The following is a 14,605-nucleotide window of genomic DNA, read 5'->3' on the forward strand; positions in this document are numbered from 1 at the left end:
CGATGGACAATGCTTGGTATGCCGGTGACGGTTGCGGTCTAATCGCTGATTCCATAGAAAGTGTTAGGTTAAACTTAAGTTGCGCAACAAGGCCCATCCAGATTATAAAATCATGTAATGGATCTCATAACTTTTTTACTACGATAGATAGATTTGAGTACTACTCTAGAGATTTAAAATGGATTTTAAGAGATTATATTAAAAAGATTAATAAAAATGAAGAAAAATATGAAGGTTTAATAGAAAAGCTAAAAACCTCTTCGTTGAAAACCGTTAACAGCTATATTGAACAAGCTAAGGTTCCGCTAAATACATCTATCAACGAGATCAATAAGCATTATTTGAATTCGATTATAGAATGGCAAAAAAGTCCGAGCTTAGATACTCTTTGGAGTGATAGAGACTTTCAAAACTTATCATGGGAAGGGAATAAAACCGCCTTCTATACCCTCTTTACTTTAGACAAAAAATTATTCATCGATGTAATACAGGAGTTTAAAGACCCGTATTCTTGTAAAATGGCACTACATGCTATTGATAATGAGCTTAGTGTTGGCGATTGGAGGTATCTAGTTGAGAATACACAACCTGCTTTTCATAAAGATGGTACATGGAATGAAACGAAAATAGTATTACCGCTACTCATGTATTTTTATGATTTTAAGCTAAGTGTGTTCATCAATTCGTTTAATTTAAATATGAAGTCTAGTCAATCAGAGCTTGATTCCATTAAGCAAACACTTGATGGGTTAGTTGATTATATTGTTAAAGTATTATGGAACGTCAGTTGTTCAGGTACTTTTAGATGGGTACTCTATAAGTTTAAAGAGCTACGCACTAATGAAATTATAGAAAAACTTGAAAGATCTGATGATCAGCTTCCCAAAGTTCAAGACTATTTGAACTCAAGATTAATCTTAGAGTTTAATACGTTGTTTACAGATTTCATTAACAATGAGTCTAGTAATGAATTAGTAAAATGGTCTGAACCACTTAATTATGAAGAATGGTTTGCTCATGCATTCCTTGGTCTACATATTGAATCTAGAGCTTCCAAAAATATTGATACTGAAGAATTGGTTAAAAACTCTAGTTTGTTAAGAATATCTGAAGATTTTTTCTCTAAGTGGTACTTTAATATAAATAACTGGTACTCTGAAAAAGGACTCAAATTTAGGCAGGAATCATCTGACTTTGCTTATTACGGCAATAAATTTGATTTTAAAAACGATAAATACTACTTCCTATCATACTTATTATTTATCACTATCAAGGAAACCAAAACCGTAGAGCTGTGGAATAACCTACTACTATCAAGTGATTTATTTTTAGATATACTTAAATATCAAACATATAGGGATTCTAACTGGGATTTTGATAACCATAGCCATTCTAGATATGCATTAGGTATCTTAAATATTATCGGTTTAAACCTTACTATGTTACTGGCTAATGATAATAATGAGCTTTCGAAATCTATTTATAGTTCATTCTATCAATTACTTTTCAGAGCCTTCGAGTCTGATACAATTTCTGAGCTCTATTTCAGTGCGATTAAGCTGCTTAGTTTTTTACGATTAGACTCTCAAGATAGAGATAATTCAGACTTTAAGATTTTGAACAATTCTACTCCAAGGATTAAAGACTTTTTATATGATTTACAACCTTGTGATAGAGAGTTTTTTGAACTACTTTACTTTTTAAATCTAAATGGTTTAAGTAATGAAGCTATAGTCTTAGTTGTTGATAATCTAAATGTAAAACTAAAGATAGATTCTTTTAATAAAATGATTGAAATTGACAACAAAAGATATAACTTCGCAAATGACTTTATCAAATTTTTAAGAATACTTGAAAACTCAGGTAGCTCTAATTAGTTCTTAGGAATCAGAAAATACATATAGTTCCTGATTCTGGTTTACTTAATTCAATAATTCATCTAGTCTTTTGAATAATTAAAATTAAAGGTTTTGGATAAGATAGTTCAGATATTTTCTAAGTCTGATATCTCATCTTCAATAGCCCTCACAATATTTTCACTTAATAATTTGAACTCTTCCACAATTGCGAGCTTACCTCTCAAGGACTCTATTTTATCTTGGTTCGCTTTAGACTCATCTTCATCTGGATAAAGGAATCTAAAACTGATAATGGGGTCTTCCAAGAGTTGGCTAATTTCATTCAGCCAATTCTTGGTATTTTCATCTATAGTTTCTTTAATAGCTTGGTCTATACAAAAACAGATAAGAATGCGGGCAGTTTTATCTAAAACCTTCGAAATCTCAAGCCAGTTTTTCGAATCGGTATCATTTTCAGCTAAAGAGAACTGGGCAAATGGGTTAGACAAGTATCTACTATTTTGATTATTAGGATTTAGCGAATTTAATGTTTCTAAAATGGGCTCAAGATTTTCAAATGGGCGTTTACCATCAGGAAATGAAGAATGTCTTTCCCAAAGTTTAAGTATAGTATCAAAGCACTCTTGCTTAGTACCCTCATTATCAGTTTGTTCAGCTAATAATATTTTTTCAGCAATATAGTTACACATCCATGCTGTTATTTCGTCAACTTCATCGTCTTTAAAATTATCAATTAATTGCTTACCTAAGTTGATAACGCTTTGTTGCGTCTCTAAGCTTTCCATCTGCAGATAAGAGGAAGGTTTTGCTATAGGGTGGGATATATCCAATGTCATCGTCCTTGCTCCGACTATTATATGAGTCTTTATATGTTCTTTTGATATTCAATTGAATAGCAATTTCTACATTCATTTGCTTACATATGAGAGTTAATAAATCTAGAGACGCTAATGCCTGATTACCATTCCTCATATAATCGTCATTATGACTTGGCTTATCTTCGCTCCAATATTTGCTTTGTAAACATACCCTATCATCAAGTTGCCAGTTTTTCATATCATTGTTATAAGTACAATTAATTACTTCTGTAATAGCAGAGTGTAGTTTAAATGGCTGTATCCTTCTGACACCACCAAGAAACGGATCCATAGAGCCAACACCGTACCTTTCCTCATCTAACTCAAGTAGTTTTACTGCTGTAAACACTTTGTCGTCATGTTCATTATCAATCGAGCAAAAGTCATAGAGGAAGCATTCGTGGACATAGTTCTCGTGATTGATAGTTGTGTTTAATAAGGACTGACTGAAACGATTGGGTACTAATATACTTTTAAATGAGACACGTTCGATTCTACTGTTTTCAACCTCTTCCCATTCACCTTCTACATTCAACCAAGTGCTATTACCTTGAGTGCTAACCAGCAAATCAATAAAATCATTCTCTTTTATTTGCCATTGCCATTCTTTATTAGCATTTTCAAGCACCCAGTCTCTTCTCTCGATAGGTATGTAATCTCTGCTTTCTGATAACAACTTTAGATTATCATCTAGTAATAAATGCCTATCTAACCACTCTAACCAAGATGATTTTTCGTGATAGCTGACCTGAACAACTGGCATAGTCTTAATTAATCTCGAAGCAACAGCCAGCATTAAATGATAAGAGATATAAAAGCTATAACTGTCGATATCGGGATAACTACCATCTCTACCATGCATATCATACTGACGTGAATGGCTATTTAGTTTTTTCCAAAGGTTTTTTCTACTGTCATTTGTCCACTTGCCATCAATCACCATCTTCCATTCATTAAATAAAATATCCCTTCCTATATCTTCTATTTGTTTCGCTGAAATACCGAATACTCTGCCAAGGGGCGGAAGCCAAGATTTATCAAAATCATACCCGAAATAGAACTCAGGTAAGGTGGCGTTAAACTCTCCATCCTTATGCCATGGGGAATCTGTGCTGTAAGTGTATTCGTTTTCGTCAACTTTAGGTAATTGAGACACGCATTTCTGGTTGATAGCATTTAAAGCTGATTCATCAAAACTATCAGGACAATTTTTATTTATCTGCAAGCATATGTGTTTAGCATAATATTGAATCAAAATACCTTGCTTATTATCTAGCGTTATAGAGGTAAAAATTGTCATATATTTAAGCAACGGATCCACGTTAATTTGAACGCAACGTGTCAGTGCAACTAACAGATACAGTTTTGCATGTAATTCATAAAAGTCATAGGTTGGTGGAATGAAAATATCTAACACATCGTTAGATAAACAGTCCATCAGTAAGTCTATTTCCTCATAACATTCCAATTGATATAATCGTATTACTGCATGTACAGCTCGCCAGCGCTCCTCTACAAAAGGGGACCCTAAGTTTGCATAGATATAACTAACTATCGCATGCTCTATGCTGGTAGGTATTAAAAACTCATCCTTCCATACGCCGTCTGCATATTCTGAATCGATATACTTTTCAAAACGACTGAGACTGAAATCTACCAAGTCTTTAGCTTCTGCAACAGCTAGTTGCGATGAATAATAACGCGCAAATTGGAAAAGTGAACCTGCGTCTTCAACCAATCCAGTTTCAGACAAACCCTTCGTTGCTCCTAGACGAATAGCTTCTTGAGAAGCCTCGTTGAGAATAAAGCAATCTAAGTACTTTAGGTCATATCTATTATTTAAAGTGAAGCTACTAGGGAATCTTGAAGCTAGGTGACTTATCAAGACAGACCAGTGGTTCAATAAAGCGGGGCGAGTTTTCCATTGTTCTGGGATTGCTTCAAAAGCGTCTTTAATACCATGAAAGCTCAATTCTTCTGAGTTAACAACTATATCTAAAAAAACTAATGACTTTCTAGAACTTACCTGCTCAAAGCAGCCTTGCCAAAAATAATCATCATACTGTCTAGACCTTCTATTATCTTTAAAAATAGTAAAAGCTTCTCTAAAGCCATTTTTTGTTAGAATATTTATATGACCGTAGCGTTTTAGCCAGTTCTGAGTTTTTTCGTTGTTGTCATGATTTTTAGCGAAATTAACAACAGGCATTATATTGGAATCATTTTTTTCATCAATTTCGCTTAATTTTTCTAAATGATTTAATTCATTATTGCTTAAGTTGTACTGACTCACTATATCTTTGATGGTATTCCAATCTCTACCAACACGGCCCTTAACTCTTAACTCTCTAATTACCTGATCAAGCATAGTCTGCTGACTCTGCCTATCAGGTGCCATAGCGACGATTTTATCGAAAAAATCTACTAAACTAATATCAAAACTGAATGCTGTGAATGCCCATAAGATAAGTGGATTAATCTCTTCAATGTCTAGCATGTCGTTAGCGAGATTTGGAATACCACGGCATCCAACATCACGCTCTTTCCATCTGTTTGCTATTGCCAACGTTGTTAAAGGCGATATCTTTAAACACGTAGAAAATATTTGTCTCTCATCCCAATAGTTTTGTCCTGTATCGGAATCACCAATTAGCTCTGCCACACGCATATAACGATGGGCAAGCTTTGGGTTATGTAGTTTGTCTTCAACGCTACGCTGAGCTATAGCAGATATTGCTTCCCATCGGTCGACCACTTCATTACCAAAATTTGTGGCTTTTTTTAATCCTATATCAAAATAGACGGCAGCATTTTCTAGATCAATAGCTAAAATAGATCTAGAGAAATTTAGATAGTTATCAGAATGAGATTCTGGCGACTCTTCGTGATCAAATTTTTGCAATATCTGCTCTAATTTATTCTCAAATATATCAATCAATTCACTAAGTTTAAGATGATGGCAACTAGCTCTGACAAAATAAAAATTGTCTTTAAAACTACATTTAATTGAATCAATTTCCATTTGTTTAATGAATATATCTACTATTGATTGTTCTTTACTAAATAATAGAATATCGAATTTGACCTTGGTCGCTAAACAAGCTTTAGGATCATAGTCTTGATAGCGATCAGAATGTTGCTTAATCAAAGTCTCTGTGGTTTGTCCTATAAAACCTACACTAGTAATATCTGCTCCAACAAGTGTTTTTACCCTTAAAGTATACAGTGGTAAAAACTCATTGATTAGAGCACAGCTATCTTTAAATTCCTTTTCTGACTCATAGCCTTTTTTATTATCCCTTTGAAAGCATTTTTTGATAAAGGCTTCATGATCTATCTTAAAGCTATTTTGAAAACTTGCTTGTAAGGATAAAAAACGTAAGAAATTCTCTACTTCGTCCCCATGAGTTCTTATTTCTGAAAGAGCATATAAATATGGTAGTTTATAATAGTAATTTAATCCTCTTCGAATATTTTTTACAAATAGCTTCTGAATAAGGCAAGCTTCAAAGAATGATAGGAAGGTATGATTAGAATAAGAAGCTCTGTGATAGCTATATTCGCTAGATGCTTCAAGTCGTGTTTTAGGATTAATAACGATATTAAGACACCGTGTCAGACATTCCCGTGGTGGTGTTATACCTACTTGCATAAGTACTTCAGTCGCTGCAAGCACAAAGCTAGGGTTATCTTTTCCATAAACTGCCATTTGAGCTACAGTAGCAATATCACCTCTATCAATCAACCTTTTAAGAAACCGTAAACCTATACGATAAATCGTCTCTGATGGTTTCCACCCCACAATAAAATCTACACTATCCTTGCTTCCAAAAATATTAAAATGTGCTGAAGCAAGCTCTACAATATCAATATCTTCTAGTTTTTCATTAAAGAAACCGTTTTTTTCTTCAGCGTTTTCATCTCTTTTTTCAAAATAACGGTGCAAAAAGTGTTCAGCAGAACGCAGATAAACTGTAGCCTGTCCTTTTGAATCGGGTAAGCTTGCGAGTAATGACGCCGAATACACTAACTCAGAACCTTGCCATTTTCCTCTTATGACCTTTTTGTGAGCTAGCTCCGTTATTCTGCCTTCTGATAGGTTTTGAGTGACTAAATCAATATTATTTTTGAATACTTCGTTTTGACGCTCGTTACTAGCAATTTCTTCACCTGCTAGTAATGCGAGCTTAGTAGCGTCATGAATACGATTAACTTTTAACGAAGCTTTAAAAGCATATTGTAAGCGTATAATCTTAATTAGGCTCTTATCATATGGACTGCCTTCAGGTAGATATTTATCAGACAGTGCCAGTGCCACTAATTCATTATACTTTTCGGACTTATGAAGTAATATAGGCAGTGCTTCAGCAATATACGGGCTAATGGTATCAAGTTGTTTGATAGCATCAATATAGTTTGATATTTGATCATTGGTTGCAGTAAAGGTATCCTGAAACCATTTTTCAGTAGGTTCGTCCCGAAACTGAACAGCGTGGTCTGTCAGCCATAAAGGACGTCCTAAATCTGCTACAAAGCTTTTTACTAAATCTACTGGAACACTTGCAATAGTGGCTAATACTGATAAAGGGATAAAGGGAGGTAAGGTTGCCAATCCTATACAAATGCTATCGATGTCCTGTCGATAAACTAGTGGGAAGTTATCTTTTAATTCATTAACAGCTTTTGCTAACTGTTTTTCTATCAAATCCTCAACAGTTATGATTGTTGAGTTAAACAACAATAGTAAATCATGTAAGGACTCATAGTCCAAAGCTAATGCATTAGCTTGCACTCGAGGGTTACCGCCCGTCAAACTATTAAACTCTTCTGCTTGCGCTATATTTACATCAGCATAATATTGATGAAGATTTTTTAGCGTTTCTTCAATGGTAAAGGGTGATAGCTCTAGTGGTACGATAGAGCTTGGTGGATCAAGTAGCTCCAGCCTTTCAGGCCTACAGGTAAAAATTAACCGACAGTTATCTGGCACATCTTCCTTTAAAAGCTGATTAGCAAAGCAACTTTCATTGAACTCATCTGCCGCCATCATAGCGTTGTCCACAGCATCAAATACGATGACCAGTAATGCTTGAGGATGATCGGCTGTTAAGTTACTGCAAACTTCATTTATCCTGTCTAGAAACTGACGAATCCAATGTTCATCAGGCTCATTTCTAGTGGGAATAATTTGTAGACAATACCCAGCTTTGGCTAATTCATTAATAACTTGCGTCATTGCATCTTTGACAGTATGCCGTTTCTCGCTAGCTTTACGATAACCACCGTTGCCAAAGCAATCATAAGCAATCACTATGTTAGGCATAGGTAAAATATTAACTAAATTACTGCTTAGAATTGACTTGCCTACACCCCCTGATGCCGTGATGATAGTATGAGTGGTAGTAGATTGAATACTATTAATTATGGCATCTTGCTGTTGGCGAGGAACATAATTATTTGGAAGGGCTTCAAATTTTGGCGGAGCAGGAAAGAAGTCATTAATATCAGTAATATTAAACGCTTCAAGAATGTCTTCTTTTTTTATAACATTAGTCTTGTTAGGCTCTATACGCTCCCAAACTGTTGCTACCAACAAACGCTCCATATCAGTAACGTTCTTTGATATCCAAATTCTAGATAGCTCTTTATGAATATCTTGCTTTTGTACGTTAAAATTGCCTTCGATATCATGTAAGTTAAGATGTGAACAAAAATCTTTCAATTCTGTTTCACTAAGCTTGGTATATCTTTTTATAGTGTTGACGAATGCTTTATCTGCTGGAATGCCATGGGCAAGACTACTAATATTTTTTTTAAAGTTGGGACATATTTTTCTATTGGTGATTACAGTGAATTTAAAGTTAGCGTAAGTATTATTATTTTTAGCTTCTATAAACCTTTCAGAGAATCCAACAATAGTATCTTTAAGCTGAGATATCTTAAAATCTTCATCGGCTCTAACAGTAGAGTGTTTTAGCTGAAAGTATTCTACTGACTTTTCACCATTGGCTGACTTCCTATACTCGGCTAAATCAACAACATTTTCACCACCCTGACTATAATCGTCAGAACCTTCAATCGTAATATGAGTTAAATCCGTATCGAAATCTAACAGCTTTAAGCAGCGTTTGACAGCCCAGCGATAATGAAATATATCACCAGCTCTTGAAAAGTTAATCGATGTTGCATTCTGATTCATAGGAAATGGTTCGTCCAATATATTAGCTAAAACAAGTTCAGAAGTATTTCATGTATTCATAATCTTTATAGACTCATGTTTTGCAGAATCCTTTTCCAAATAGAATATATCAACTGTCTACAAGAATTGATAGGTGCAAACTAAATGATACGACAATGCGTATCGCAATCAAATTAATCCTGAAAAATATCCAACAATAGCTTAAAGTAGCTCTGCTAAAGCAAATGCCTAAGATATCGTACTGCTAGCTCAATATCTAGTGAGAGCGAGCTTGTTATATGATAAATTACCACTCAGAATATTAAGCACTAAACATGCCAGCCATTTACAGCTGAAAATAAAGAAGGAAGTGAGGCGATATGCATATATTGAATTGGTTGAATAAGGAGCAAGCGTTGACTTGTAGGCTGGCTAGACCATAAATGTCGTCAAAGTGATGTCACTCAGCGCGAAATGACGAGTTTCTTAACCAAGGTAGTCAATCAATTATTTCAAATACCAGCGCTTACATTGACCACGCTCATACGTAATAAATATTCCATTGCTCGTTCTATACAGGAGCTAGTATCTGCGTATAGACAACAAGCTATGAATAAAGGATATCAGAAAACATTATTTGCAAGCGACGCTGACATACTCACAACTTATGACTTTAGTTACGAGTTTAAAGCAGATAATTATCCAATACGATCACCATACCATTCAGGTAAGTATGATTTTGAAAAACACTACTATCCCCAAATTGAAAACATGAAACCTTCAGGTGAAGAGTTTGATTGTGCTCAGATCATTGAGTCATTGACTTAAGTTAAGCATTGGGTAAGAAATATAGTTAGACGCGGAGCGGCTTCATTTAGCTTACCACTAGCTCATAGCAATTTTTATCCTGACTTTATCGTTGAGTTGCAAGACGGTCGTATATTGGTAGTGTAGTATAAAGGCAAGCCTTACGAAACCAATGATGATTCAGCAGAAAAACGTATAGTAGGCGAACTTTGAGCAAGTCATAGCCTCGGTCAGTGCTTATCTTTAATGGCGGTTAAAAAAGATGATAAAGGTCAAGACGTGCGACAGCATATACTTAATTTAATTAATTAAACTAAAGGCAATCCCTGTGCTTCGTATTATGCTTAGTCTGTAAATATCTTTGATATTATTAAGTCTTATTTTAATAAACGATATAAAAACAAAAAGCCAGATAGTTGAACTATCTGGCTTTTGAATATGATTAAATTATTACCTACCAACTGTAAGCTGACCGCCAGAAAAGCTGATACATGGTTCGCAAAACCAAGATGATTGTTTTCTGATATAAGGTATATCCGCTGGCACATCAAGTTGATACGGCCGTCCACAGTACTCACAGTGCACATCATCTAAATAAGCCTGACATCCTGCTAACACTTCAAATAGAACATGATAACTGACGTCGTACTGCCGGCAGAGTACTTCTATATGCTCTATATATTGACCATTGTGTTTATATGCCCAGTAGTCTTGACACATCTGTACGGCGGATTGATTTAATGTCGGGCTAAAAATAAGTTTTAAGCTCATAGCTATCTCCAAACCAAATAATAGACGTGAACTACAATGAGTAAGGCACATTGTAGTGATTCATAATGTCTAAAAACTTAGTTTCAAGACTCCCCAGGGTACATCGATTTAACGCCAAGCCTTCGTTCAGCTCACGTTGTACCCATATCCTAACCGCTTCATCATTATAGAAAATGGGATTAACGCCTAGCATCTTTGCTAATTGAGAACCTTGTTGTATCTGTAGGCTCAGCATAAGCTTGGTAGATAGCGATATAGCTTCAGCGCTCAACCAGATTGAAGCGTTCGGTGGTTTGATAAATAATGTCATGTATAATCTCCTATAGATTAATATGGTTTAATTTTTAACGTAATGACCTTCTACAGTTAAAATTATACATACATTTTAAGCTATTGCAATTAAAAATAACCTTCTATAAGTCTTTTTATTCTTCAAGAGGTTATATTTATTCCAAATGCTATAGGCTTTAGCTTCACACCATATGATTATCAGACCGATATTAGGCAACCCGAATTAAAATTTGAAAACAACTATTTTTGCTTCTCTTCCTTAACTATCTCATACAGCTCACCTACCTCAATATGTAAGTAAATACACAATTTCTCAACGACATCTAAATCTACTCGAGTAGCTTCTTCGTTATACATACGTGTAATAGTGCCTCTGTTCACCTCAATATCCCTTGAAACATCTGCAATTTTAAGTCTTTTTTCACCCATAATTTTAGATAAATTGCACTTCACCATAATCTCCTCCATATCAAAATGTTCTATAGTAAGTAAAAATAGCTTGCAAAAGATTAAAATTAGTGTAAATTATGTTCTATAGCAAGTCAAAACGGTATTAAACAATAACACTTTAATCTTTAGTAAGGATTTTACTATGAGTTACACCTATTTAACAACCGCAGAGCTGTCTCAACGTATTAAATATGACAGCCGTACTATTCGCAACCAACTCAAAGACGCGGTATTCATTGAGGGCGTTCACTATATTAGACCATTTGGAGGTAGGAAAATTCTTTTCATATGGCAAAAGATAGAAGAGCTAATGCTGACAGGCTATGACGACAGCATTCCATTTACAGCGGGGGCATAATCATGGCAAGTATTAATAGCCGTAATGGCAACCTGTATGTAGATTTCCGATATATAGGTCAACGTTGTCGAGAACAGACCTTACTTGCAGACACTAAGCCTAATCGAAAGCGTCTTGAAAACTTCGTCAGCAAAATGGAGGCCGATATTCAATTAGGTAGTTTCCGATATCAAAACTATTTTCCGCAAAGTAAAAAACTTGAGAAGTTTCAAAGTCTAGAGCTGATTAAATCAACGAATAGTCACAAGGACTCAAGTACCAGCTTTGATAGCTTTAGTAAAGTTTGGTTAGAGGAGAAAATGCCGGAATGGCGTGATTCTCAAATAAGTAACGTAGAAGATATTTTGAGAATTTACTTACATCCTAATTTTGGAAATATACCGTTAAATACAATTACCAAAGCCAAAATAATGAATTTTCGAGGCAAGTTAGTTAAAGATGGCAATAACGGACGACCTTTATCAGCGTCTCGAATTAACCATATTATGACTCCATTGCGTATGGTACTTGCCGAAGCCGCTGAGCGTTTCGGTTTTGAAAGCCCTTGGAAAAATATAAAACCACTCAGTGAGCCTAAAAGCAATGTCAGTCCTTTTACTTTAGAGGAGGTCATGCTCATTATTGAAAACGTAAGGGCGGATTATAGGTTTTATTATACCGTGCGATTTTTTACAGGCATGCGCACAGGTGAGATCGACGGTCTTCCTTGGAAAAATGTAGATTTTGAGCGTAGACAAATTATCATTGATCAGGCAGTTGTTAATGGAGTTATAGGTGAAACTAAGACTGCAGGTTCAAATCGTATTATTCAGATGAATAAACTGGTTTATGATGCGTTGCTCGAACAAGCTAACTTAACAAAATCAAAAAGTGAGTTTGTCTTCTGTACAAACTCAGGTACTCCTTTAAACCATCGCAACGTGACTCGGCGAGTTTGGTATCCCTTATTACGATATTTAGAGCTTGTTAAACGCAATCCTTACCAAAGCAGACATACGGCCGCGACGCTTTGGCTTGCTGCTGGTGAGTCGCCTGAGTGGATTGCTGCACAAATGGGTCATAGCAACACAAGAATGCTATTCACAGTGTATTCGCGCTATGTGCCCAACCTAACTCGTCAAGACGGAAGTGCGCTGGATAAGCTATTGAAAGACCGAGGTATACTACAAAACCTATGAAAAAGCCTATATTTAACAAAAAGACATCCAAATAGATGTCTTTTTTCAGTTTTATCGCTGGATGGATTGTATAAATGGAGCTACAGTTATTTAAATAGCTTGTAACGGTGGCAGAATAATGGCTGATGAAGATAATCGCTTAAAACAGAGCAATCATATTGAAAAATGGCTAAATTCACATATTTTAGAACTGGGTAATAATCATGAGATCGAAAGCCTGCTTATTGAGCTTACTTTCTTATTAGATACCACCCCTTCTCATTACAAAATAGAGCTTAGAGACGAGCGTCAATATTTATCTGCGTGGATTAAAAAACAACGTTCCAACTCAGACTTAATAGATCCTAAAAACAGTCCTATTTATAATAATGGGATTCAAGACAAATTATTTTTACAAGAAGTTAGTGAACGTTATGTTATTGCGTTTCTAGCAAGCCGTGCTTCTTGCCTTAAAATTAATACATATCGCTCAGTTTACTTTCTACTTTGCCTAAAAATGGTTAAGTTAACAGACTATGAGAGCCGTATTAGGACAACCTTAAACGAATGCCGTTATCTGACAACCAAAGTTAGAAGCTTTTTAGTATCTTTTTTGCCAAATATTCTACAAATTCAGGGATTACAACAATTATGGCAGACACTTGAAGAAGGTAGAATTCAATCAACGCAACAAAATGATGTAAATGAAAAACTATCAAGCTACATTTATGAGTTTATTTTACCGATTGAAAACTGCTTTAAGAATGAATCTGGTATTACACGTAACGTCAAACAGGCTGAGAAGCTTGTTGATGGTTCTGAATCTATAGATGACACCACAGGGAACACGATTAGTGATTTAGTTTTAGTTACAGAAGTGGTTAACGATAATAGCGCTTTTGAAGTAGAAGAACGTCAAGATGATGAAGAGCAGTCATTTGCGCAGGTGTCCATTACACAGCCTACTAATTATTATTTGGATAGAGTACGAGCAGAGCAGCAAATAAATAGTCGCCATCAACGGACTATGAGTCAAACGACCGATGTGAACAATGCACATCCAGATGACATCAAGGTCTTAGTTAATAGCTTAATGCCTACGTTACTAAAATTGAGGTTAGAAAAGTTAAATGATATATATGATCGAGATAATATAAACATTGAGTTTGATATCAATCATCAAGCAGCGCTCTATTTGCTAATGCTTTTATTGTCAGGACTGCCTAATATATTCATCTCTGAAAACCTTAAATTAAGCTATCAGTCTTATAAGTATTCTTTAGAGTTCACACCGACCCGAAGCGTCATTCAAGAGAGCTGGGATGCTAGTCTGTGTGCTGATAACAGAGACAGTCTGACGCTTTTTTTTCCTGAAATTGTAGGAAGGTTGCATTACTGCATTGCAAACGATATAAGTTCAAAAGTTTTTGAACAGGTTATACAGCAAGCAAGTAATCAGCTTAAAAGTATTAATAAAGAGCATAGAACCAGGCTGACGATAAACAAGGTTAAAAACTATATTTCCCACTTTTTAACTCAGAAAGGACGTGATACTGCTTTGATAGACGTGCTAACGGAACAGCCCATCAATCATCAATCCGCGCTTCCGTATTTTAATGTCAGTCAATACGATTTATATAGTTGCCAGCATGATTTTATTGAACACTTAACTAATATGCTTGACGAGGATCTTTCTTGTGGTAGATATGCATGTCAGTTTTTTACATTGCTAGAAGATAAATTAACTGGGTATTGGGAAAAACAAACGGGCAGTGCTTTAGCTATAGTCAATTCAAAATAAAAGTGTTATGACAAGGATTAATATCATAAAACAATTTAGATAAGTCGTTTTCCATCCATCCTTGGCGTAGAAACTT

Annotated in this window: 9 protein-coding genes; 4 read left to right on the forward strand and 5 right to left on the reverse strand. The window is 35.2% G+C overall.

The features are described 5' to 3' along the window. Window positions 1-1,877, forward strand: a 1,877-nt coding sequence (locus tag RCH20_RS12045) for a hypothetical protein (protein WP_327193772.1), incomplete at its 5' end; no start/stop codon positions are given. Window positions 1,878-1,984: 107 nt separating this feature from the next. Here RCH20_RS12045 and RCH20_RS12050 read toward each other — a convergent pair. The 5 genes from RCH20_RS12050 to RCH20_RS12070 form a co-directional block, all read right to left on the reverse strand. Further along, window positions 1,985-2,689: a hypothetical protein gene (locus tag RCH20_RS12050; protein ID WP_327193773.1), complete on the reverse strand. Its 705-nt coding sequence runs from the start codon at window positions 2,687-2,689 to the stop codon at window positions 1,985-1,987. Further along, complete coding sequence (locus RCH20_RS12055; protein ID WP_327193774.1) at window positions 2,601-8,915, reverse strand: hypothetical protein; 6,315 nt, start codon at window positions 8,913-8,915, stop codon at window positions 2,601-2,603. The genes RCH20_RS12050 and RCH20_RS12055 overlap by 89 nt, the downstream gene beginning before the upstream one ends. Before the next feature lie 1,236 nt (window positions 8,916-10,151). Then, the gene (locus RCH20_RS12060; RefSeq protein WP_327193775.1) at window positions 10,152-10,472 is read right to left on the reverse strand and encodes a hypothetical protein; all 321 of its coding nucleotides are present in this window, start codon (window positions 10,470-10,472) and stop codon (window positions 10,152-10,154) included. Between the two features lie 31 nt (window positions 10,473-10,503). Then, entirely contained in the window at window positions 10,504-10,782 is a 279-nt protein-coding gene (locus tag RCH20_RS12065; protein WP_327193776.1) for a hypothetical protein, read from the reverse strand. A gap of 221 nt (window positions 10,783-11,003) precedes the next feature. Next, window positions 11,004-11,231, reverse strand: coding sequence for a helix-turn-helix domain-containing protein (locus RCH20_RS12070; RefSeq protein WP_327193777.1), 228 nt, complete (start codon window positions 11,229-11,231; stop codon window positions 11,004-11,006). Between the two features lie 124 nt (window positions 11,232-11,355). Here RCH20_RS12070 and RCH20_RS12075 point away from each other — a divergent pair, with 124 nt between their 5' ends. The 3 genes from RCH20_RS12075 (at window position 11,356) to RCH20_RS12085 (ending at window position 14,529) form a co-directional block, all read left to right on the forward strand. Further along, on the forward strand, window positions 11,356-11,571 hold the full coding sequence (locus RCH20_RS12075; protein ID WP_327193778.1) for a hypothetical protein: 216 nt from the start codon (window positions 11,356-11,358) through the stop codon (window positions 11,569-11,571). A gap of 2 nt (window positions 11,572-11,573) precedes the next feature. Next, the gene (locus RCH20_RS12080) at window positions 11,574-12,749 is read left to right on the forward strand and encodes an Arm DNA-binding domain-containing protein (RefSeq protein ID WP_327193779.1); all 1,176 of its coding nucleotides are present in this window, start codon (window positions 11,574-11,576) and stop codon (window positions 12,747-12,749) included. 118 nt (window positions 12,750-12,867) lie between these two features. Next, on the forward strand, window positions 12,868-14,529 hold the full coding sequence (locus RCH20_RS12085; RefSeq protein WP_327193780.1) for a hypothetical protein: 1,662 nt from the start codon (window positions 12,868-12,870) through the stop codon (window positions 14,527-14,529). The last annotated feature ends 76 nt before the right edge of the window (window positions 14,530-14,605 follow it).

It is taken from the genome of Psychrobacter sp. PL15 (assembly GCF_035984995.1).
In the GTDB taxonomy this organism is placed as follows: domain Bacteria; phylum Pseudomonadota; class Gammaproteobacteria; order Pseudomonadales; family Moraxellaceae; genus Psychrobacter.